The organism is Mesorhizobium sp. WSM4820, from assembly GCF_055811075.1.
Genome location: NZ_JBVVQN010000023.1, coordinates 18785 through 41327 on the forward strand (window position 1 = coordinate 18785; position 22543 = coordinate 41327).

The following is a 22543-nucleotide window of genomic DNA, read 5'->3' on the forward strand; positions in this document are numbered from 1 at the left end:
CCTCACCTGCTGGAGCGCGCAAAGAGAGATACGCGACGCGGCGGTTGACGGCCGTCCGTCCTTGTGATGCGCACCACTTGCTGCTGCTTGGTGCCGAGGCGTAGTTCGGCCGCGGCGAAGAGCCGATCGACAATGTAGTAGTTGCCGCGCATGCGGTAGTTGACGAGCTGGTTGTCCCCGTCAGAGCCGACGATGAAGAGTGGCGGGGCATCTCCCTGGTCTATGCGGCGCGGGAACTCGATATAAACCTTGCTGCCATCATCGAAGGCTCGCGTCGGTCTCCAGGGCGGTGTGTCGCCCCTAATCGAGTAGCGAAAGCGAATGTTTTCGAGCGCCACGTTCGCCGCCACCGGCATGGTAGCCTCGGCCTGAGCGTTGCGCTGGCGGAGCGCGACGATCTGGTCCTCGCTGTATGTCCAGGAGATCGCCGCCATAGCGGCCTTATCGGTGCTTTGAAGCTCCAAATGGTAGGTGCGTCGTTCCGTGGTGATCACCAGATTGGTGCTAAGCCCCGGCGCGAAGGGCTTTACCAGCACATGGGTGCGCTGGTCGTCACCGGTGCCGCTGACGGTATCGCCGATGACCCAGCGCACCGTGTCGCCGGCCGACACGGCTGTCAGTTTCTCGCCCGGCTGTAGGGCGATATCGGTGACGCGCTCCGGCGCGGCATAGAGCTGATAAAGCGCGCCATCGGTGAAGGGATAGACCTGCACCGCATTGACGTAGCCGTACCGGGTGGGTTGCTGCGTCGCCGCCTTGTTGGCGTCTGCGACGCGTTCTTCAGGAGAGCGCTTGTCGGCGATTTTGCCCGGTTCTGGCTGCAACTGGCCGGGGAGCGGCAACGGCTTTGGCACCTCGACTATCTTGACCGGTGTCTCTGGCGCCTTCTCGATTGCCGCTGCTTTGAAGTCGGCAGCATCATACGAAATCTCAGGCGGCACCGGCTTTGATGCGCAGGCCGAGAGAACTGCTGCCGATGCGGATAGGATCAGCGCGGCACGGAACGATTGGGCTCTATTTGTCATCGGCGGGCTCCTTCGGGGAAACGGATGTCGGTGCGGCACTGTCGAGCTCGCGCGACCAGTCGATGGCGTTGATGAAGACACCGAGCGGATTGTTGCGCAGCTGATCCGTATTGCTTGGCGGGCGGATCACGATGGTGAGGATCGCGGTCCAGCGCGTGGTGCTGGCAAGGCTGCCGCGCTCAAAGACCTGCTCAGTCCATTTAACCTGGAACGAGCTGTCGGAAGCCCTGACCACACTGGTCACCTGGACGGACACGCTGCGCGTTCCGATCTGACCGAAGGGATCGTTCGCCTTGGCGTACTCATTGAGGAAGAGTGCCGCACGGTCGGTGGCAAAGTCGTAAGCCGCCAGCCAGTTCTGCCGCACCAGCACCGGATCAGTGGAGACGGAACGGACATTCTGGATGAAGCGGCCGAGGTGCCAGGCTATCTGGGCGTCGGAGGGCTCGTAGCCTTGGATCGCCGGCGCGACGGCGCGTGCCTCGCCGAAGCGGTCGACCTCGACGACGTAAGGCACAACACGGCTCTGCATCGACTGCCATACGAGTCCGCCAGAGAGCCCGGTCGCCAAGGCCAGACAGCCGAGGGCCATGAGCCGCCAGTTCCTAGCCTGTACTCGAGATGAGCCGATGCGCTCGTCCCATAGCTGGGCGGCCTTTTGATACGGCGTGACCGGTTCGGGTGTCTTGCCGTAACGTTGAACGGGTCGCTTGAACAGCATCTAGTCGTCCTTGTCGTTGAGAGATGGATTGGCGCTGCCTCCCTGGCTGTCGCCTTCACGGACAGCCTGCATGGCGGCGTGGCGGTGGGCACGGGCGGTCTGTTCGGAACGCAAGCGCCTTGCCCACGTCGGAGCGGCATTAGGGTCTGCAGCGGTTGGGTTTCCAGTCATGGACGCGGTGGGCGCACCACCGGTCGCGGTCCGTGCGGCTTCCCGGCCGTCATCGGCGCTGCGCCCGAACGTTCCCGCGGCAGCTCTTGCTGCTCGCATCGCGGCGCCGCCGGCGGCACTGGTCACGCCCCGCAATCCAGCAGCCACACCGGACAGGCCGGTGTGGGGCGAGGTTGCTCGCCCGATCTGCCAGGCCGTTAAAGCAGCCGATCCCATCGTTGTGCCGGCCCGAATTGCGGCGAGACTGCCGCCGGTTGCCATGCGCGCGCCAGTAAATGCCGTGCCTCCGGCAACGAGCGATGCACCAGCTGCCGCCGCAGTAGTGCCAAGGGCGGCGCCCGCGCCAAGCTGCGGCGCGCCGGACACTAGACCCGACGCGATGCCGGGCCCAAAGATGCCGAGCCCAAGCAGCGCCAGCGCGCCCAGCACCTGTGACATGGCGGCGGCCAGGTCCGGCTCCTTGCCTTGCAGCGCGGAAGCAAACTCGCCGAAGAGGGTGGAGCCGATGCCGACGATGACGGCAAGTACCATCACCTTGATGCCTGAAGAGATGACATTGCCGAGCACGCGCTCGGCCAGAAACGCCGATCGATTCCAGAGTGCGAAGGGAACCAGAACAAAGCCGGCAAGCGTGGTGAGCTTGAACTCAAGGATTGTGATGAACAGCTGAATGGAAAGGATGAAGAATGCGATGATGACCAGGAACCAGGCCATGAGCAGCACGAAGATGGTGAGCGCGTTGCCGAAGATTTCTGGAAAGCCGAGCAGCTGACTTGCCTGATCAAGCAGCGGCCAAGCGCCTTCGAAACCGGTCGCGGCGATGCGGCCCGGGCGCAGGAGATTGTCTGGGGAGAGATTGCCGGAGGACGCGTTGATGCCGAGCCCGGCAAAGGAGCGATAGATGATGTCGGCGAGGTTCTTAAAATTGTTCAAGATGAAGGCGAAGACGCCGACAAAGAGCACCTTGCGGGTAAGCCGGCCGAGAATGTTGGGCTCATCGCCGAGCGCCCAGGCCAGCCCGGCCAGCGTGATGTCGATGCCGATCAGGATGGTGGTGAGGAAGGCGACGTCGCCCGAAAGCAGACCGAACCCGCTGTCAATATAGCGGATGAACGTCTCCATGAAGCGATCGATGACGCCAAGGTCGTTCATGCCGCCGCCTTCCTCGTCAGAGTTGGTGATCAATTGCCGGGATAGGCCGAGCCGGTACCCAGGAAGCGCTTGGTCGTCTCGCGGGCGGCTTCCTCGGACTGCGCCTTGCGCGCGGCATCCTCGGCCTCAGCTCGAAACTGAGTCGCGAGCAGCGTTTGGATCTGCATCTGCTGCTTGGTTGAAAGCGCGATCAGCTGGTTGGTGGCCTGGCTTGCCTGAAGCGCACCGGCTGCCCCTTGGCTGCGGTTGACGAGATCGGCAAGCAGGTCGCCGTCGGCGCGGACGTTCTCGACGATCTGCGACTGGACCCGCATGGTCTGGCGGAACGCCTGCATGGCGCTCTGCCAGCGCTCGCGCGCAGCGGTTGCCACATCGCTGACCTTGATCGTGGCCTCGTAGCTTTCTGGATATTGGCTGCGCCACTGGTTTTGAAGCTTGCCCAGATCAAAGCTGAGGCCACTCGCCTGGTCCATCAAACCGTCAATGCGATGGAGCGAACCGGTGAGTTGGCCCACGGAAGAGAAATCCAGACGCTGAAGATTGCGCGCCATGTTCTGCAGCATGGTTGCCTGGTTCTGCAGCGACTGGATCTGGTTGTTGATCTGCTCCAGCGCGCGCGCCGCCGTCAGCACGTTCTGCGCATAATTGGATGGATCGAACACGATAAGGGCGTAGGCCGGCTGCACATAGTCGGCCATTGGCTTGGCGATCAGGGAAACGGTGATCAGGCTGGTGAAAAGACGGCGTCCAATCATGAGGATTGCTCCATGTCTGGTTGAGGGAATTGCTGGAGAAGCTCGGCAGCCCAATCGAGCCCGCGCGCGCTCAGAAAGCGGGAGGCAAAGCTGTCTTGCCCGTTTTCGGACTGGATTTTGTCGATCAGGGTCTGCGTCGCCGGATCGGAAGCGCCGCAAAGCGCAAGAGTGATGGGGCCAAGCCCGAGCTCGAAGAGACGGTTTCCGCTACGTGACTGAAGATAGTAGTGGCGCTTCGGCGTGGCGCGGGCGATCAATTCGATCTGCCGCTCGTTCAAGCCGAAGCGCTCGTAGGCTGCCCGCGCGTGCGGTTCCACAGCACGATCATTGGGAAGGAAAATGCGCTGGGGGCAGCTCTCGACGATCGCCGGCGCGATTGAAGAGCCCGCGATATCAGCCAGCGATTGCGTAGCGAAGATCACCGAAACATTCCGCTTTCGGAGCACCTTCAGCCATTCGCGGATACGGGCGGCGAAGAGCGGATTGTCGAGATAGAGCCAAGCCTCGTCGAGCATCAGCAGCGTCGGCCGTCCATCGAACCGCTCTTCAAGACGATGGAACAGGTAAGTGAGCACAGGCAGCACAGCGCCTTGGCTCTGCATCAGCTCTTCCGTCTCGAAACACTGCACATTCGATAAGGCCAGCCGATCATCATCGGCGTCGAGCAGGCGGCCGAAAGGACCGTCGAGTGTGTAGGGCATCAACGCGGACTTCAGCCTGTTGGACTGAAGCAGGACCGAAAGGCCGGTCAGCGTGCGTTCCTGCGCCGGTGCGGTGGCAAGGCTGGTGAGTGCCGACCAGATTGCCTCCTTCACCTCCGGCGTGACGGTGACATTCTCATGGGCAATGAGGCCGGCAATCCACTCGGCTGCCCAACTGCGGGCAGCCTGGTCGCGGATATTGCGCAGGGGCTGGAAGGCGAGCGCACCGTCAGCACCCAGCGCGTGGTGTTCTCCACCCGTGGCAAGGACTGCCGCGCGCGTTGAATTGCCTTTGTCGAAGACATAGACCTGCGCGCCGGCATAGCGCCGGAACTGCAGTGCAATCAGGGCAAGCAGCACCGATTTGCCGGCGCCGGTCGGGCCAACAATCAGCATGTGGCCGACATCGTCGACATGGGTGGATAGCCGGAATGGTGTCGACCCGTTGGTCTCTGCGAACAGAAGTGGCGAGGCCTCTCGCTGGGTGACCTTGGCGAGATGCTCGTTCGCCGTAGGACCTGCCCAGACCGACGACAACGGCATGAGATGCGCAAGGTTCAATGTGTGAACGAGCGGCTGGCGAACATTGGCATAGATATGACCAGGCAGCGAGCCGAGCCACGCCTCGACCGCATTGACGCTTTCGCGGATGGTGGTGAAGCCGAGCCCATTGATGATGCGCTCGACCGCGCGAAGTTTCTCCGCGGCGGCTTGATGGTCCTCATCCCACACTGTCACCGTTGTGGTGAGATAACCGAAGCCGACATGGTCGCCGCCCAACGCCTGAAGGGCTGCGTCGGCATCGAGCGCCTTGTTGTCGGCATCGCTGTCGACCAGCGGGACAGGTTCGTTGGTCACGACCTCGCGCAGGATGGCCGCGATCGACTTGCGCTTGGCAAACCACTGGCGGCGCAACCGTGTCAGCGTCTTCGTGGCTTCCGTCTTGTCGAGCGGGATGAAGCGCGTCACCCAGCGATAGGCGAAATCTTGATGATTCAACGCGTCGAGAATTCCGGGCCGGGTGAGATTCGGGAATCCGAGGACGGTAAGGGTGCGAAGATGGTGTTCGCCGAGCATCGGCTCCAAGCCGCCGGTAAGCGGCGCGTCGACCAGGATGCCGTCGAGATACATCGGCGTTTCCGGGACAGCGAGTGGATGGCGGCGGGTCGAGATTGTGCCGTGCAGGTAAGTCAGGGTCTCGGCATCGTCGAGCACGCGCACCTCGGGCATGAAGCCGGACAAAAGATCGAGGACCCGGTCGGTCTCGTCGCGAAACCGCGCCAGCTCCTGGGGCCAGTCTCTCCCGCCGCCAGATTGGTGTGCGTCAACGAGCGCGCTTTCAGCCCTCGCCCGTGCGTCCGGGGGCGGCATGAACAGCAGAGTCAGATGATAGCGGCTCTCGTAATGCGCGACCTTGCCCTCGAAGGCCGCGCGTCGTTCTTCATCGACCAGCCAAGACGCGGCGTCGGGAAAGGTTGAGTTAGGATAGCCGAGCGCCTCTATGCGCTCGGCTTCGAAGAACAATGCCCAGCCGGAACCGAGCCTTCTCAACGCGTTGTTTGCCCGGGCGCAGATGCCGACAAGTTCTGCTTCCGTCGCGCTTTCGAGATCGGGCCCGCGGAACCGTAAGGTCCGCTGAAAGCTGCCGTCCTTATTGAGCACGATGCTGGGCGCGACGAGCGCTGCCCAGGGCAGATGGTCGGCAAGTTTGTCGGCTTTGCTGCGGTATTCTGACAGGTTCAGCATGCCAACCATCCCTTCAGACGAAGGTGACGAACGAGCACGCTGGCGAAGTCTGGATCGCGTCTTGTGGCAAAGACCGCCAGCGTGTGGCCGGCAATCCACAGCACCAGCCCAGCGATCCACTGCTGCAAACCGAGGCCGATAGCTGCGGCCACCGTGCCGTTGAGGATCGCCACCGCGCGCGGTGCACCGCCCAGCAGGATGGCTTCGGTCAATGCCCGGTGAACGGGAACCGCGAAGCCTTCAATATGCTGCTCTCCAGCGACCATCAGACGAGTGCTCCGCCGCCAAAGGAGAAGAAGGAGAGAAAGAAGCTCGATGCCGCGAATGCGATCGACAGCCCGAAGACGATCTGGATCAGCCGGCGGAAACCGCCTGCGGTGTCACCGAAGGCAAGGGTTAAGCCCGTGGTGATGATGATGATCACGGCGATAATCTTGGCGACCGGTCCCTGTACAGACTCCAGGATCTGCTGCAGCGGCTGTTCCCAAGGCATGCCGGAGCCTGCTGCGCGGGCTGAGACCGTGAGAACAAGCACGAGCGCGGTGGACGAAAGAAAGCGAAGCTTCTTGCACATGAATTGGCCTTTCAAAACTGCTGAAGTTGCGGGAGCGTCAGTTGGGTGACGGCGTAATCGCCGCTGCCGTCGAGACCGGTGACCTGGGCGATGGCGTCAATGCGGCGCGAGGATCCGCGCCCGGCGATGAAGACAATCAGATCGATGGCATCGGCGATCAGACGGCGTGGTACAGTGACGACGGCTTCCTGCGCGAGTTGCTCGATCCGGTAGAGGGCGGAGCGCGCCGAATTGGCGTGAACCGTTGCGATGCCGCCGGGGTGGCCAGTGTTCCATGCCTTCAGCATATCGAGGGCTTCCGCACCCCGGACTTCGCCGACGACGATGCGGTCGGGCCTGAGCCGCAGCGTCGAGCGAACGAGATCGGCAAGCGTCACCGAGCCCCGTCTTGTCCTGAGTGCAACGCAGTCCTTGGCAGCGCACTGCAGCTCGCGTGTGTCTTCGATCAAGATCACCCGCTCGTCGCATTCCGCGACTTCGGCCAGCAGCGCATTGGCGAGCGTGGTTTTACCCGACGACGTGCCGCCTGCGACCAATATGTTGCGCCGCTCGCGCACGGCCTTCCTCAGCGCATCGGCCTGCAGCGGCAGCATGATTTGGTCGGCGACATAGTTGGCCAACGTGTAGAGTTTTGCGGCCGGTTTGCGGATGGCGAAGCATGGCGCCAGAACGACTGGCGGCAACAGCCCCTCGAAGCGCTCGCCCGAGGGCAGTTCGGCGCTGACGATCGGACTACCCGCATGCGCCTCGGCACGCACATGGGAAGCGACCAGGCGAACGATGCGTTCCGCCTCGGATGGGTGCATATGCACGCCGGTACCGACCCGACCTTCTCCCAGCCGGTCGAGCCGCAGCGCACCGTCGGGATTGACCATCACCTCGACAACAGATGAATCGGCAAGGGCCTCAGCGATTGCCGGGCCCATGGCGGTGCGCAACATGGCACGATGGCGATGGTCGACCTCCGGATGAGAAGTCATCCTTCCCCTCCCCCGCCATTATCCGTACCAAGCGACCGTTTGCCGGAGGCGATCTGGCGGCCCACTTGCTCGACGAATTTGTCGAAGCGCTCCTGGGCTATCGCCTGCGTCGCCCTGTCCGGGACTGGCGTGTGAGCATGAAGCGTGATGGAAAAGCGAATGAAGAGCGCCAGGCTCTCTAGGATCATCTCGACGTCGCGTCTGAGATGACCGAGGTCACGAGAAAGACGGTCGAGCCTTACGCCGTAGCGCCGGTCGAGCTCGTTCTCGCCACGCCGCTCGATAAAGGCCTCGACTGCCTTCGCCACGATCGCTGATTTGGTCGTCGATGGATCGCGGTTGAGGTCGTCCAGTTTCTTGCTCAGGTCGGGTTCGAGCAGAAACTGATGACGAATGCGCTGAGGGCTCATGTGGCTCGTTCCAACTGTCCCAGCGCTGTTGCGCGGGCGGGAACGAGCATCGGCGACTTCCTCGAAATTGCTTATGGCCGTTATCTACGCTGATTTGCGCTCTGCCTTCGGCAGCTTCTTTCAGAAGCCGGGCACGATGTCCTTGTTGTCGCCCGTTCCCTCGTTGATGCCATAGGCGCGTGCGGCAGTGGAAATTCGGTCCATCACGCGCCTGTCGGCAACTGCCTCGCTATCATCGTCCGCGGGCTTGAGCAGGTCGTCCCGGTCGGGCTCCAGAGTGACGGCTGTATGCTCTTCAGGCAGACCCGGATGTCGCTGTTGCTGGACACCTCCTTCATCTTCAATTGCCTCGCCCGCGCTTCCGCCGCCGCCAGCCAGACGGCGGTCAACGCTCCGCACCTGCCCGATCCAACAGTCCGGGCGCGGTACTGGCCGATCCGCGTAAGCGCCGTCGCGCAATACCGGCGCAGAAAGCACGCGCTCGGTGAAATTTCGATCCTGGTAGTAGCGCAGCTTCGTCGCCCGGATCGGCGGCAGCCCTGAAACCAACACCAGTTCATCGGCTTGCGGCAACTGCATCACCTCGCCCGGTGTCAATAGTGGGCGGGCGGTCTCCTGGCGGCTAACCATCACGTGCGACAGCCAGGGGGCCAAGCGATGGCCGGCATAGTTGCGCATGGACCTCAGCTCCGTCGCCGTGCCGAGCGCGTCCGAAATGCGTTTGGCCGTGCGCTCGTCATTGGAGGAAAAGGCAATCCGCACATGGCAGTTGTCGAGAATGGCATTGTTGTCCCCATACGCCTTGGAGATCTGGTTCAAGGATTGCGCGATCAGATATGCACGGATGCCATAGCCGGCCATGAAGGCGAGCGCGGTTTCGAAGAAATCAAGGCGACCGAGCGCCGGGAATTCGTCCAGCATCATGAGCAGTTGATGGTTCCTGCTCTTCTTAGGATCCCCCTCCAGCCGCTCCGTCAGACGCCTGCCGATCTGATTGAGCACAAGTCGCACCAGCGGCTTCGTGCGCGAGATGTCCGATGGCGGCACGACCAGATAGAGTGACATCGGTCGCTCAGCATCCAGGAGGTCGGCAATGCGCCAGTCGCAGGCTGATGTCGCTGCCGCCACCGTAGGATCGCGATAGAGGCCGAGGAACGACATGGCGGTCGAAAGAACGCCTGAACGCTCGTTCTCCGACTTGTTCAACACCTCGCGAGCTGCCGAGGCCACGACAGGATGGACCTGGGGTTTATCCGCCGCGCCGAGATGGTTGGTCGTCATCATCCGCCGTAGTGTCGCGGCAAACGAGCGTTGCGGGTCGGACAGGAAGGTGGCGACGCGAGCGAGCGTCTTTTCCTCTTCGGCGTAAAGCACGTGCAAAATGGCGCCGACCAAGAGTGAGTGACTGGTTTTCTCCCAGTGGTTCCGCCGGTCCAGCGCGCCTTCCGGATCTACCAGGATGTCGGCGATGTTCTGGACGTCGCGGACCTCGTCTGGACCTTTTCGTACCTCCAGCAGCGGGTTATAGCGCGCCGACCTCGGATCGGTCGGATTGAACAGAAGACAGTAGGAGAACTTCGAGCGCCAGCCGGAGGTCAACTGCCAGTTCTCGCCTTTGATATCGTGAATGACGGCCGAGCCGGTCCAGGACAGAAGAGTTGGAACAACCAGTCCGATGCCCTTGCCTGATCGTGTTGGGGCAAAGGCCATGACGTGCTCGGGCCCGTCATGGCGCAGATAACGATCCTTCAGCTTGCCTAGGAAAACGCCGGCCGGCCGAAACAGCCCTGCCGTCTCGATCTCGTGAGTCGCGGCCCACCTTGACGAGCCATATGTGGTGACCGACCCGAGCTGTCGCGCGCGCCAGAGCGAGCCGGCGATCGCGGCGGCACAGCCCAGCAACCCACTGGCGCCGGCAAGCGCACCGGCCTTATCGAAGACCTCGGGCGCATAAGCGTCGAAGTGGAACCACCATTCGAACAGTTTCCACGGCTTGTAGATCTGCCAGCCAGCCGCGACTAACCATGGCGCGCCGAGTGGCGGTTGATGGCCGAGCATGTGGGCGCACCACTGCGTGGCCGCCCATACGCCGAGTATCACGATTGCGAACACGACGGCGATCTGCCCAATCAGCAACTTCGTAGGCGTCATTGGCTTTCTCCGCAGTTCTGGACATGCGGGGCCAAGCATCGCGCGGCGCGATGTGAACTGAAATGCACACTACGCACGACCAGGTGCGATGAGGGAATGGGCTGGATCGCTCAGACTGGAAACTTTCGGTGGAGCAAATATGCCCACTTGGCCGCAGACCTGATCTGCCTCTCGTCGACATCCAAATGCCGGTGACGCTTTGAAGTGTATTTCCGATGTACGCATGCCACCTATGAGCGCGTCACATCATTCGACGGTGACCGATTTTGCGAGATTGCGCGGCTGGTCGACATCTTTGCCCATGGAGACCGCCGTATGATAGGCAAGAAGCTGTATCGGCAGCGAGAAGATCATCGGCGCGATAATCTCGTCGACGGCCGGCAGCACGATCGTATGCATCGTGTCGAGTTTCGACGCAGCGGCCCCATTTTCATCGGTGATGAGAATAATCCGCCCTCCACGGGCGGCCGCTTCCTCCATATTGGAGACGGTCTTGTTGAAAAAACGATCATGTGGCGCGATGACGATCACTGGCATATTCTCGTCTACCAATGCGATCGGACCATGCTTCAATTCGCCAGCCGCATAGCCCTCCGCATGGATGTAGGAAATCTCCTTGAGCTTCAGCGCACCTTCCATCGCCAGTGGGAAACTGGTGCCGCGGCCAATATACAGGACACCATGACACTTTGACAGTTCGCGCGACAGGAGCTCGATATCTGGCTGGATGCTGTTCAGTACCCGGCCCATGACGCCCGGCATTTCGGCAAGGCTCCCGACGAGCGCCTTCACCTCATATTCAGTTAGCGTTCCACGGTCCTTGGCAGCGCCGATGGCGAGTGTTGCCAGAACCGCAAGCTGGCACGTGAAAGCCTTGGTGGAGGCGACGCCGATCTCCGGGCCGGCAAGGATCGGGAAGATCGCGTCGGCCTCCCGAGCGATGGTCGATTCGCGGGAATTGACGACAGCGCCGGTTTTCAGCCCACGCCCCTTGCAGTACCTCAGGGACGCGAGCGTATCGGCGGTTTCGCCGGATTGCGAAATGAAAAGAGCCGCCGATTCAGGCGGCAACGGGATCTCCCGGTAGCGGAATTCGGACGCAACGTCGATTTCGACCGGCAGGCGCGCATAGCGCTCGAACCAGTATTTTGCGATCAGTCCGGCCAGATAGGCGGTGCCGCAAGCCGAGATCGCCAGGCTCGGGATGCTGGAGAAATCTATGCTCGAAACCGTATCGACGCGATTCCCTTCGAAGTTGATGTAATGTCCGAGCGCACGGGCGATGACCTCGGGCTGCTCGTAAATTTCCTTCTCCATGAAGTGGCGACGGTTGCCCTTATTGGTCAGGTATGCCCCGGCCGTGGAAGTCTGGCGCGGACGTTCGACGGGATGGCCATCGAAATCGAAGATATCGGCGCCTGCCTTGCCGATAACGGCCCAGTCGCCGTCGACGAGATATGTGATTGCATTTGTGAAGGGAGCTAGCGCCATGGCGTCGGAGCCCAGGAACATCTCGCCGTCGCCGTGACCGATCGCCAGCGGTGGTCCATTGCGCGCCGCCATGATGGTCGACGGATCATCCTCGAAGAGAATGGCAAGCGCGTAGGCGCCCCTGACGCGCTTCAGCATGGCGTGCATTGCCTCACCCCGTCCCATGCCCTCCCGGCGGTGTCTTGCCAAGAGATGCACGACGACCTCGGTGTCGGTGTCGGTCTGGAACTCGGCGCCCGCCGCCACCAGTTCGTCCTTCAACTCGGCGAAATTCTCGATAATGCCGTTGTGAACGACGGCCACACCGTCCGTAAAGTGCGGGTGCGCGTTGCGCTCAGTCGGTGCCCCATGCGTTGCCCAGCGCGTGTGTGCGATGCCGATGGTGCCACTCAGCGGCTCTTCCTTCAACCTCGTCTCGAGATTGATGAGCTTGCCCTTGGCGCGCCGGCAGTGCAACGAGCCCTCGGTGATGGTGGCAACGCCGGCTGAGTCATATCCTCGATATTCGAGACGCTTCAAAGCGTCGACCAACCGATCAGACACCGGCTGATGCCCAACGATGCCAACAATCCCGCACATGATCGTCTCCGAATTCTTCCCGGTAGCCTCAGCCGACCCGAAGGGCACCGCCCGGCGCTGAGCCTCCTAGTAGAATTCGGTAAAACAGGTAAAATCGATTGTTGGGATGGCTGCCATCCAGCCAGTGGATAGAAGAGGACGTGTTGACCAGCGAGAAACGGTACGCGCGGTGCCGGCTTGCGTCCACCAACCGCCAGTTGGGACGAGTTTCCGTAGTCGGCTGAGGCGTAACGATCATCGCAATGTCCGCTTTTTACATGCTGTTGACTCGCCCAGTTAACGGCCCTTAGAACCATTGACTGCTACAATGCTTAGGGGTGTTCAAAATGCCGTTCAAACGGGCCGGTCTATACCCTGCCGATCTCGATCTATGCCAACGGGTATTCGACCAGATATGCAGTGACGAGCATATCGCCCGCTCATCGTTGGAGGCGGACAATCTCGCCCTGGATATTTTGGTCACGTTGGAAGAAGAGGCTGACGCGGATGAGGCTGAGCTGCTTGAACTCATCAGATCGAAGCGGCGGGCTACTCGTCATCTCCGCTGAGGGATGCAGTCACCCGGACCTTCCCTTTGCCTGTTCGACTGCCTTGCTGGCCGCCTTGGCAAACTCCTGCATGATTGCTCACGCGCACTGTCGGCCGTCTGGAACTTGCGCCAAACTCATCAGTTCTGGACAATGCCAAACAGCGCGTGGCAACGACCCTGACTTCCATCGGCACGCTGACATCCCGGCCGGCGGCTCAACGCCCCTCAAGGCGTGGCCTGGAAGCGTCGCAGCGCCCGCGGCAGCGCGGCGGCCAACCTTGACTGCGTCTCGACACGAGGTCGGCGCTTCACCGGAAACGACGCAAGGGCAGCGACAAGCACATGCGCAGGAGCCTGCCGCGGCAGTCAACTGAACCAGCAAGCGGCCCCGGGTGTTCTTCCGCTTTCATCCGGGCTTCGCCGTCAACCCAAAGCGGACAGCTGATGTGCTACAAAAACCGGACTACGACAACTTCGGCGTCGAGCTCCGGCCGGAGTTTCGCCACCACCGGGCCGATCCCCATCTCAAAGAAGTAGACAGCCTCTATAGGGGCGTTTGCCGTTTCGAGTTGGGTTCTCAATGGCAGGTAGCTGCGGTGAAGGTGTGGGCTGAGCAATTGCGGGTCGGCCGGAGACATGCGCAGCAGCAGTTCGTTTTTATGTGCCGTTGCTGGGTTATGAATCGGCTGCGCACGGTCGCGGTCTTTTGAGTAGGCAAGGCCAATTTTCGAGGTGTTGGGGCTGCTCATGGCTCCCTCCCGAGTTGGGACGGGTGCATGATGCTCGCCTACAGCCGACGATGCTCGTAACGTTTATCGCCGATGTCGACATCGTTACACCCTATCGGTGCGACGAGCCTCGCCTTTTCCGAGCATAAGAGCGGTTCACCTCGTCCACCGATCAGCTTGGAAAGCGGCGATACTCTGATGCTCGAAGCGCATGGCCAAACTGCTCGACCTCGTCAGATCGTTCGCGAGCCATTGAAGCGGAGGCGGACTCGTTGCTCGGAATGCCCTTAACCTCATGCCATGTGGAAGGGCATCCACAGCGACAGCAGCTGGGAGGAGCTCGATCCCTTGTTTTTTGTCGAGCTGGTTCAGTAAATGTCCTCGACCTTTGCGCGAGCTCCGGCAAGCTTAACGGCGATCTGGCGCGAGCCCGAGCATCTTGGTTAGAATGGGATCGCAATTGGCCACGGGGCGCGCTGTCCTTGGTCCGATAGACCTACCAGAGCTGGTGGCACTCACGCTATCGGAGCGCCTTGGTCGAACTCTTGCCGGGCCATCCAAGGCACACCGCACTCACGCATGGCTGCCACACAAGTTATGAAACGCTAGGCCCACTCCTTTGCCGACCGATGTTCCAGGAGATACCGTCTCGCTGCACTATGCCAGAAATCTCTTTGCCGACATGCCGCTCGAGCACCGGCCGCCACGGGACGAGGACAAACTCGCGCGATTTCTCGATAAGGGCGTATTTGCCGCTGGCGAGCTCAACTGAGCGGCGGAGAGTGCCTTGTACCCGGTCTCCGGGTCGCACTTCAGCATAGGACAGACCGAGCTCTTCCGAGAGCTGACCGGCAACACGGTTCAGTTCACGCTGGCGGAGGATCGAAATCATGTTGGCGCGATAGACGGTGCGGTCCTGCTCTTCATGCGCGAGACCCTGAGCAATCAGCCATTGCCGCCTGCGGGCTTGCGCCTCCCGCACGTCACGGCCAAAGCCGGAGTTGCGCAGGGCCTCCGGTGAATCGGAAACCATTTCCCGGTCGATCCAGGTGGCACCGTCGAATCCGATTTGCTGATCAAGCGGCATTGATGAGAGCTTGTCGACGACAACAGGCACAGCCATGGCTCGCTTGCGCTCGTAGTCGGCGACTTGGTCGAGATGGTTCGGCGCGATAATCCATGTGCCGTCGGCTTCGCGCCTGACAGTGCCGGTTTCGCGGCGAATGGCTTCCAGACGACGCACATGGGTTTCGGCGAAGCGTTCGCTGGCAGACGGATCATGCTTCAGGTGGATATCAACATTGTAGCGCCCGCCGTGGACGGCAGCGATCTCGGCGACGGTGCGGTCAACCTGCCTCGGCCCGGTGTTTCTCGGCGTGACACGGACGATGCAGCCGTCGGGCGTCGGTTCGGTGGCCTCGCCTTTGCCGACATCGATGTAGTGGCTTTTCCCGTCCACCCCATCCACAATGAGGTAGTGGCGGTCGTTGATCTCGTCGGCAAGCCCGCGCGCCACAAGGCGGCCAACGAAAGGTTGCGCGAGCTGCCCGGATTGATCGTGGATCACACAGTCGGCTGCACTTCGGGATAGTCCTCTATCCGCAATGTCTCGGTGCATCGTCTTGATTATGTCACCGCGCTCGCCGATGCGCTGCAGTGTCGCTTCGAGCTCATCGTCGAGGCGCCAGCGGCCGGAGCTGATCTCCTCGGCCAGACCCATCCGTCCGAGTTTGCGCAGGCGGCCCTGGTGCAGGGTCTGTCGAAAGGCGTCGCGGCCGACCGGAGAAACCAGTCCATCGCTGTCGCGCATGCTGAGCAGCTGCCGGTCGATGCTGGTGAAGCGCTCCTGCTCCATTTCCTGGCGCAGGCGGTGCTCGATCTCGCGATCGGTTCGTGGACCGAGATCGAGGCTGACCAGCTCGGCGGTCCGTTCGCGGATTCCGCTTGAGATATATTCCCGCGCAATGACGAGGTTCTCGCCGCGGTCGTCCTTGCCACGGACGATGAGATGGGTGTGCGGGTGGCCGGTGTTGAAATGATCGACGGCAACCCAGTCGAGCTTCGTGCCGAGATCCTCCTCCATCTGCGCCATGAGCCGGCGCGTGAGTGGCTTCAGGTCGTCATACTGGATGCCGTCTTCGGGTGCGACGATGAAGCGGAATTGATGCCGATCGCCATCGGCACGATCAAGGAAGGCCTTGCTGTCGACGCGATCACTGTCGGCGCTGTAGAGCTCGCCAGGCGCGCCTTCCCGGGTAACGCCGTCGCGTTGGATGTAGCGCAGATGCGCACGCGCCCCACCCTGGCCTTTGCCGGCCAGCTTGACGACGCGCGCCTTGACCACCACCCGCCGCTGCCGGAAGGCAGCATACCTGTCGCGTGATTTCAGCAGCGCGGCGGCCGCTCCGCCGCGCCCTGCCCGGCTGCCGTTAAAGCGGCCGCCGCCCTGCGGTCGGCCGCCGGCTCTGTTAATCGCCGCCCGGACCTGGCTGGCGAAGCGTTTGCCTGCCTTCGAGCCGCGCGAACCTATTCTGCCGAGCTTCGGCCTGAATTCGTCATCCTGCATCGTGGCCTCCCAGAAATTTCAAGCAGAGTCAGTTACTTGCGTGTCCCACACTCCCGGCTCTGCCAGCAGCCTCCGGGAAAAACGATGTGCAGACAAAGACTTCGCCGCCTCCTGGAGGCACTGCCTTTATCTTGCCTTACGCCGCCCTTCCCCTTCCGGCTTCCGCACCTGCTCTTTCCCGCCCCGCAAAACCGCGCCCCCGCTCGCCGAGTCACCCGCCATTCGGCTCGTTCGTCCGAGCGCGATTGACGCGCAGCGGCACAAAGAGATCGCCTTTCGCTTCGCCGGCGCGAACGCCGTGACGAAGGAAGAAGAGCGAGCGGCCGGAGGGAGCGTTTTGGCTGTCTGGCGCCTTGGAGTCCCCTTCGAATTCATCAATGTCGTCCGCCGAAATCCCCGTCCTCCTGAGCTGTTTGAGATAGGCAACGGTCTCCTTGGGCAGCGGCTTCCCACGCTTCAAATGCTCTTCGTAGCGCTCGGGTCCTGCGTTGTAGGCGGCAAACAGGCCGGGGAATCCGAAGCGGTCAAACATGGCGCTGAGATAGGCGGTTCCGGCGAGAATATTGTCACGCGGATCGTGCGGATCGGCTCCCAGACCGTATTCGGCACGCATGTCCTCATACGTTTCCGGCATCACCTGCATGAGGCCCATTGCGCCCGCGCGTGAGGTAATTGGGAGGCCGTCGAGCGTGGTCTTGCCGCCGCTTTCGGCATGCATGACGGCGTAAATCCAGGCCTGAGGAATACGGAAGCGTCTGCTTGCTTCGTCTGTGAACTCCTGCCACCTTTGAAGCTGCGGATTTTGGGAGATGGCGACCGGCTCAGCGCCGGTCGAGGCGGAACAGGCGCATGGCGCAAAGGCGATTATGCCGAACATCAGCAGGGTCACTCGGTCCATAGCGGCACGAGCCTCCCGATGACATTTGCGCGCGGCACCGGCCCGAAATAGCGGCTGTCGAATGACCGAATATCGTCGCTGCCGAGCAGGAAGATTTCGTTGTCGGCGAGTGTCCGGCACCCGTTCCACCGTGGCAGCGGGCGGCCTCTGGTATCCTTCGCCAGCCGTCGCGCAACGATCTCGCCGTCGATGATGACCGCGTCATTGAAGGTGCAGACTTCGTCGCCCGGCAGCGCCGCAAGACGTTTTACCAGCGGCACGTTGCGGGGCAGATAGCCGCGTTCGGCGGCGAGTTCGGCGAGCGATTCTGGCGGGCGGACGAGCACCAGATCGCCCCGAGCCGGTGCTGCAAGCCCGAGGCGATAGAGGCCGACGGGCGCGCTGGCCGAGGCGTTCCAGACCAGCCAGGGCCTTGGTTTGACGGTGCCGGCGAAGCCGATCAGGGTCAGTCCAATCACGGCAGCGGCGATGGTTTTGCGTGCCTGGAGGCGCGGCAGGCCGCTGCCGATCAGACGGATGGAAGGGCGCCGGCTCATGCTCGGCCTCCCTGGCCGGCTTGGCCGGAACCGGCCTCACCACCCGCGTTACGGGCGTACTGCGGGTGTCCTTTCGACCATCCGTCGAGTTCGTCGATGTGGTAGCGGACATAGCGGCCGTGCTTGCGGAATTTCGGGCCGCCGCCCGTGAGCCGCATCTTTTCCAGGGTGCGCTGGGAGAGCCCGATATAGAAGGCTGCTTGGGCTGTGCTGAGAAAGGGACTGCCCTTTTTGGCGCGGGCCGCGCGTTCGTTTTCGTCGTCCATGGTGATCCTCGTTTCGCTTCGGACAAGCGAGGGCGAGGATGGGCTAGCGAGATCGCCTCCGGGACGGGCGAAGAGTCCGGGGAGAGTTTTCGCCGCCTTTTCGGGCGGACGGGTTTGGCTAGAGCGCCTGGGAATGATGAGCCCCGCGCCGGCTGGGGCGCGAGGCTCGGGTCGGCCGATCAGTCGGCCGGGTTCCAGATGATGGCGTAGGTGTCGTCATCGTCCTGGCCGGCGGCGCGGCCGAGATTGGCGTAGAGCTTGCGCGGTCCGAACTCCGGCGCCGCAATCGACAGGCTCACATAGTCCTTGCCGGAGGTTTCGCCGGTGCGGATCCAGCCGGCGCCAACTTCGACCCCTTGCGTCAGCACCCGGAAGTCGGGATGGTTGTCGGCGCTCTTGGCCTGGTTGGGGACGATGTCGATGTCGGCGCGGACGCTGAGCGTCTTGAGCTGGCCCTTGTAGCCGCCGTTTTCCTGCTTGTTGACGTAACCGATCGCGGTCATTTCGAAGTCTCCTTTTGCTGTCGCCGGGGACCATCCCCTGCGATGGCGGACCGTAATGGGCGCGTCCGGACCGCCTGAACCCGACAGGGCCGAAGCGATAGCGGAGGACCTGAGCGGGCAGCTTTTTTGAAGCGAAGCGGCGCGAGGAAGCCGCCGCAGGCGGCGGGGAAAAAAGCTGATCGGCGAGGGTTTCGGGCGGCCGGATCCCACCATAGGTCACAAGCCAGCCGCAGGGGAATGGTCCTTGAAGAGAGCAGGAGATCGTGGGAAACGCGGTCGCTACAGCCAGGCAGGAGGGGCGGGAATTTACAAGGCCTGCGGCTGATCAGGTGCCCACGCCGATCGAGATCGTGACCGCAGGTTGGGCGCAGATCAGGCATCGGGCGGGCGGACCGATCCATGGGGATCAGGAGTTTGCCGGCCTGGATCTTGGTGCGCGATGCGGGGCAAAGGAAGCTCGAACATGCAGGCGGCGAACGCAGCTTCCGCCCTGCTTCCGGCGAGGCTTGCGGCCATGATCTCGCTGCAAGCGCGCTACGGTTCGCGGCGAACCTGCCACAGGCCGGAACCGGCTATCGCATGCGCCACCATCGGGCGAAGTGCTGCGCTCGGATGGTCGAGCAGCCCCAAGCGCACGCCTCTCTGATCAGCCGTGAGAACGTCTCCCATTGCGACGCTTCGTCGGAGTCGAGGCGGGCGACGTTCTCGATCAACGAGGCTTCGAGAGCATCGGCGTCCTCGCCAGCCTCCATGATGGCGCAGGGCAAGGGATTGGCTTTACCTCGCCCGTCGGCGAGCGATTTCGAGGCGAAATAGCGCGCCGTCCGGCGACGATCTCGAAGCTTTCCGGCGAGCCGTTGGGCCGCACCAGAAGCGGCACGAGGACGCCGCGCGCGGACGGACGGCAGAATGTCGGACAGGTCGGGCGTGCGTTTTCCGTGGCGCATGTTGAGGGCGGAAATATTCAGTCGGTCGAGCGAATATGGGCAAGCTTCGTGTCTTTCTCCTTCGTTTGGGGTGCGATTGTCCCCGCCGGAGAGACCGAAGACCGATGCGGCGGGGACGGGTTTGCGCCTAGCGGCGCTCTGGCTCCGCCGCGCCTAGCGGCGCTCGGAATGGGATTTGGCAAGTGCTTCCGCTGCCTGCCTCAGAAGCCGCTCGGCTTCGGTGATCTGGCCGGCGCTGCGCGCGGCCTCCGCATAAACGGACAGCGGACAACGCGCTATGAAATAAAGGTCGCGCTCGATGCCCAGTCCGAGCGGACCCTTGATGGATTCGAGTTCGGCAAGGCTGACGCTGCCGAGTTCAGGGAAGCCGAAGCCGAGGTCGCAAAGGCCGAACAGCGTGTCGCCGTCCACATCGAGTTCGGTCAGGAGCCAGATCGCAGGACCGGCCGGATCGAACAGTTTCACGACCGGTGCGTGGTCGGTTTCGGTGTCGGCAGCGCCGTTGGCGAGGAGCCGGGCGCGCAGTTCATCGGTGATCAGGATCATTGCGGAATTCCTTCAAGACGGTTCGGGCTGACTGAGTTGCGGCTTTTTGAAACAGGCGGATACGAGCGGCTGGTGCGCCGCGCGCGGGCGCGCATCGGCGCGCCCTCAGAAGCGCAAGGCGGTCGCGCATGGCGATGGAGCGTGCTCACGCGGCGATCTCGGCATTCGCCTCACTTTTGATCTCGGCATGCGCCTCACCTTCGACGTCGGTCTTAAGGCCGAGCAGGAAATCGGCGGCTTTCGAGGCGTGGCTGGCGGCGCGGAAGATGGCGCGATTGTCCTCGCGCAGCACCTTCAGCCATGAGCCGATATAGTCGGCGTGGCGCACCGTCGGCTCAATGCCGAGACTGCTGCAGACGAAAGCCGCTGCGATTTCGGCGACCAGTTCCTCGCGCGCATAGGTTCTGGAGCCGAATGAGCCTGACAGGTCGCGCGCGAGTCGCGTCGGGTGGCCGGTCCAGTGGCCAAGCTCGTGAAAGCAGGTCCGGTAGTAGTCGATCTGGTGGAAGAAAGCCGGCTGGGGCGGCACCTGGATGGTGTCGCTTCCGGGCATGTAGAAAGCGCGATCGCCACCGATACGGAAATCCGCACGGCTTCTGCGAATAAGTTGCTCGGCCTGCGGGACGATTTCGCGCGCCGGCAGCGGCTCGGCGGCGGCATGGAGATCGTCGGGCAGATTATCGCACTGCGCGACATTGAAGACGGTAAAGCGCTTCAAAAAAGGCACAGCCTGCGGTTCGTCGCCATCGGCCTTGGCGCGTTCCTTTTCGTCCTTGGGAATAAATCGGTCAGCGTGAACGATGGTCGTGCCGCGCTCGCCCTTCCTGACATTGCCGCCAAGGGCAAGCGCCTGCTGGAAGGTGAGCCAGTTCTGGCTGGGGTATGCGCGCTCGAGGACGGCGCCCCACAGGATCAGGATATTGATGCCGGAATAGCGGCGCTGGGTGGCTGCATTCCTGGGCAGGCCAAGGCCTGCCTTTGCCCTGCCCCAGGGCTTGACCCATGGCACGGTGCCGCGCTCCAGTTCGGCAACGATGCGATCTGTGATCTCCTGATAGAGGCTGGCGCCTGAGCGCCCGCCCTTGCCCGCGCCAGCCCCTCGGCTGCCGGAACGCTTGTTGTTTGCACGCATTGTCTGGTCCTCCATTCGCCAATCGCGCCCTCCCCGGAAGCGGGGTGGGCGGCGAAAGCGACCGGAAAGGCCCGCCGTAGAAGGCGGACCGCATCCGAAGGACCGGAACGAAGAGGAGGACCCGGAGCGGCAAGCGGAGGGTTGCGGGATGCCGCGGCTGGCCTAGAAGGGAGTGCCGCCCACCCCGTGCCACCGGGGAAGGCCACCACAAAATCGACGCCGGCCAGCTGGCCGGCGACCGTCAGCAGCCGACAGGCTGCCGGCGTCAGGGGGCGAAGCCGGATGGCCGAGACCGCCTGAGCCTGTCGAAGAAAAGCGGGCTCGGTGCACGAGCACCCGGCGCGCGCCTTCAGGCGCGCGGGCGCTCAGGACTCTGGTCCCGAGAGCAGTTGATGCGGTCAAAATGCCCATTTTGCAGCTGTGGAAGACTGAACCTTGGCGTTTGCGCGCACATCGGCGATGCAGCTTCGCAGCCCGGCCGTCTCTACCACCCCGGCTATCACTTCGTCGCCGACCACCAACGCCGGCGTGCCGGTGATGTACAGCTCGTTCGCGAGCGCGCGATCGCGTGCGATGGCTTCGGTGATGGCCGGGCCTTCCATATCCCGCTTGAGCTGCTCAACATCGAGGCCGACACGTGCCGCAATGACTAGGGTAGTTCTTTGGTTCACCAAGCCGGGAAAAGCAAAAAGGGCGCGATTAAACGCCTCATATTTTCCCTGTTTGTGGGAGGCGAGCGCCGCACGCGCGGCGAATTCGGAAGCAGGTCCCAGGACCGGGAGCTGTTTACGCACAATCCTCAGATTGGGATCATGCTTGAGGGCTTGCTGGAGAATGAGGTCCATTTCCTTGCACAGCGGGCAGTTGTAGTCGAGGAATGAGGCCAGGGGGACGTCGCCCTGCGGATTGCCGGCGACTGGCGAGGCGAGGTCGTTGAGGAGTGCGTCGCGATGCTGCGGAATGAGTATCCTCAAGTCCGCCGCGAGCAAGGCGTTCATCTCCGAGCCGTTGCAGGTCGTCAACCTATCTGGCTGTCGCCTTAGCGTTCCCAGCACGGACAGGGCGAGGACTAAAAAACCGATTACGGCGACAAGGACGGCGTTTTGCTTTGACATGGGTCGGGCTCCAATCAGCCGTTAACGGGGCAGCAACGGCTGGCCTTTTGGCGTGAAAGTTGGTCGTCGCTTTGGATCGCGTGCCCGGCAGTTCCCGCAGTATCGGCAGTCGCGGGGGGGGCTCACAATTCGATGCCGGCGCCATCTGGCGGTTGCTTTATGACGGCTTCGCTCCAATGGGCTGACTGCAATAGCTGAGCGGCGTTCGCGAGTTGCCAGCCGAGACCACCGGTCATCACGCCGGGCGATCTGCCCTTCAACGAACGCCCGAGCGCCGAAGGACCCGCTCGCGAGAGCCTTTGCCAATCGTCCATCATCCGG

The 22543-nt window shown here is 62.6% G+C and carries 23 protein-coding genes; 1 reads left to right on the plus strand and 22 read right to left on the minus strand.

Going from position 1 to position 22543, the window contains the following annotated elements; translation table 11 throughout:
* Positions 1–2: 2 nt before the first annotated feature.
* From trbG to glmS, 11 genes are all read right to left on the minus strand, one after another.
* Complete coding sequence (gene trbG, locus AC0L2R_RS28410; RefSeq protein ID WP_473512848.1) at positions 3–1025, minus strand: P-type conjugative transfer protein TrbG; 1023 nt, start codon at positions 1023–1025, stop codon at positions 3–5.
* The gene (gene trbF / locus AC0L2R_RS28415; protein WP_473512850.1) at positions 1015–1746 is read right to left on the minus strand and encodes a conjugal transfer protein TrbF; all 732 of its coding nucleotides are present in this window, start codon (positions 1744–1746) and stop codon (positions 1015–1017) included. The genes trbG and trbF overlap by 11 nt, the downstream gene beginning before the upstream one ends.
* Positions 1747–3069, minus strand: coding sequence for a P-type conjugative transfer protein TrbL (gene trbL, locus AC0L2R_RS28420; RefSeq protein ID WP_473512852.1), 1323 nt, complete (start codon positions 3067–3069; stop codon positions 1747–1749). It abuts the gene before it with no gap.
* Positions 3070–3098: 29 nt separating this feature from the next.
* Positions 3099–3824, minus strand: a complete 726-nt coding sequence (gene trbJ, locus AC0L2R_RS28425; protein WP_473512854.1) for a P-type conjugative transfer protein TrbJ — start codon at positions 3822–3824, stop codon at positions 3099–3101.
* Complete coding sequence (gene trbE, locus AC0L2R_RS28430) at positions 3821–6271, minus strand: conjugal transfer protein TrbE (protein WP_473512855.1); 2451 nt, start codon at positions 6269–6271, stop codon at positions 3821–3823. The genes trbJ and trbE overlap by 4 nt, the downstream gene beginning before the upstream one ends.
* Entirely contained in the window at positions 6265–6537 is a 273-nt protein-coding gene (locus tag AC0L2R_RS28435) for a VirB3 family type IV secretion system protein (protein WP_008871923.1), read from the minus strand. Before AC0L2R_RS28435 ends, trbE begins: the two co-directional genes overlap by 7 nt.
* Positions 6537–6845: a TrbC/VirB2 family type IV secretion system protein gene (locus AC0L2R_RS28440; protein WP_008871922.1), complete on the minus strand. Its 309-nt coding sequence runs from the start codon at positions 6843–6845 to the stop codon at positions 6537–6539. Before AC0L2R_RS28440 ends, AC0L2R_RS28435 begins: the two co-directional genes overlap by 1 nt.
* 11 nt (positions 6846–6856) lie before the next feature.
* On the minus strand, positions 6857–7825 hold the full coding sequence (gene trbB, locus AC0L2R_RS28445; protein WP_473512857.1) for a P-type conjugative transfer ATPase TrbB: 969 nt from the start codon (positions 7823–7825) through the stop codon (positions 6857–6859).
* Positions 7822–8235, minus strand: a complete 414-nt coding sequence (locus tag AC0L2R_RS28450) for a CopG family transcriptional regulator (RefSeq protein ID WP_065010491.1) — start codon at positions 8233–8235, stop codon at positions 7822–7824. Before AC0L2R_RS28450 ends, trbB begins: the two co-directional genes overlap by 4 nt.
* Positions 8236–8355: 120 nt before the next feature.
* Positions 8356–10386, minus strand: a complete 2031-nt coding sequence (locus AC0L2R_RS28455) for a conjugal transfer protein TraG (protein WP_473512859.1) — start codon at positions 10384–10386, stop codon at positions 8356–8358.
* Positions 10387–10632: 246 nt separating this feature from the next.
* The gene (glmS, locus tag AC0L2R_RS28460; RefSeq protein ID WP_473512860.1) at positions 10633–12456 is read right to left on the minus strand and encodes a glutamine--fructose-6-phosphate transaminase (isomerizing); all 1824 of its coding nucleotides are present in this window, start codon (positions 12454–12456) and stop codon (positions 10633–10635) included.
* Between the two features lie 326 nt (positions 12457–12782).
* Here glmS and AC0L2R_RS28465 point away from each other — a divergent pair, with 326 nt between their 5' ends.
* The gene (locus AC0L2R_RS28465; RefSeq protein ID WP_065010489.1) at positions 12783–13004 is read left to right on the plus strand and encodes a hypothetical protein; all 222 of its coding nucleotides are present in this window, start codon (positions 12783–12785) and stop codon (positions 13002–13004) included.
* A gap of 430 nt (positions 13005–13434) precedes the next feature.
* Here the strand turns inward: AC0L2R_RS28465 and AC0L2R_RS28470 are convergent, their stop codons facing one another.
* From AC0L2R_RS28470 to AC0L2R_RS28520, 11 genes are all read right to left on the minus strand, one after another.
* Complete coding sequence (locus AC0L2R_RS28470) at positions 13435–13734, minus strand: hypothetical protein (RefSeq protein WP_473512862.1); 300 nt, start codon at positions 13732–13734, stop codon at positions 13435–13437.
* A 574-nt stretch (positions 13735–14308) separates the two neighbouring features.
* Positions 14309–16279, minus strand: a complete 1971-nt coding sequence (rlxS, locus tag AC0L2R_RS28475) for a relaxase/mobilization nuclease RlxS (RefSeq protein ID WP_473512863.1) — start codon at positions 16277–16279, stop codon at positions 14309–14311.
* 211 nt (positions 16280–16490) lie between these two features.
* A complete protein-coding gene (locus AC0L2R_RS28480) occupies positions 16491–17177 on the minus strand; it encodes a lytic transglycosylase domain-containing protein (protein ID WP_473512865.1) in 687 nt (228 codons plus the stop codon).
* Complete coding sequence (gene traF, locus AC0L2R_RS28485; RefSeq protein ID WP_473512867.1) at positions 17165–17713, minus strand: conjugative transfer signal peptidase TraF; 549 nt, start codon at positions 17711–17713, stop codon at positions 17165–17167. The genes AC0L2R_RS28480 and traF overlap by 13 nt, the downstream gene beginning before the upstream one ends.
* Positions 17710–17979 (minus strand): helix-turn-helix transcriptional regulator, encoded by a 270-nt coding sequence (locus AC0L2R_RS28490; RefSeq protein WP_473512868.1) that lies wholly within the window; start codon positions 17977–17979, stop codon positions 17710–17712. The genes traF and AC0L2R_RS28490 overlap by 4 nt, the downstream gene beginning before the upstream one ends.
* A 179-nt stretch (positions 17980–18158) precedes the next feature.
* Positions 18159–18482 carry a DUF736 domain-containing protein gene (locus AC0L2R_RS28495; RefSeq protein WP_065010508.1) on the minus strand — a complete coding sequence of 108 codons (324 nt, stop codon included), beginning with the start codon at positions 18480–18482 and terminating at the stop codon, positions 18159–18161.
* Between the two features lie 572 nt (positions 18483–19054).
* The gene (locus AC0L2R_RS28500; RefSeq protein WP_473512869.1) at positions 19055–19429 is read right to left on the minus strand and encodes a hypothetical protein; all 375 of its coding nucleotides are present in this window, start codon (positions 19427–19429) and stop codon (positions 19055–19057) included.
* 153 nt (positions 19430–19582) lie between these two features.
* A complete protein-coding gene (locus AC0L2R_RS28505) occupies positions 19583–19975 on the minus strand; it encodes a DUF2958 domain-containing protein (RefSeq protein WP_473512871.1) in 393 nt (130 codons plus the stop codon).
* Between the two features lie 145 nt (positions 19976–20120).
* Entirely contained in the window at positions 20121–21107 is a 987-nt protein-coding gene (locus AC0L2R_RS28510) for an ArdC family protein (RefSeq protein ID WP_473512872.1), read from the minus strand.
* 398 nt (positions 21108–21505) lie between these two features.
* Positions 21506–22222, minus strand: a complete 717-nt coding sequence (locus tag AC0L2R_RS28515) for a DsbA family protein (RefSeq protein WP_473479462.1) — start codon at positions 22220–22222, stop codon at positions 21506–21508.
* 122 nt (positions 22223–22344) lie between these two features.
* Positions 22345–22539, minus strand: a complete 195-nt coding sequence (locus AC0L2R_RS28520; protein WP_473512873.1) for a hypothetical protein — start codon at positions 22537–22539, stop codon at positions 22345–22347.
* Positions 22540–22543 lie beyond the last annotated feature (4 nt).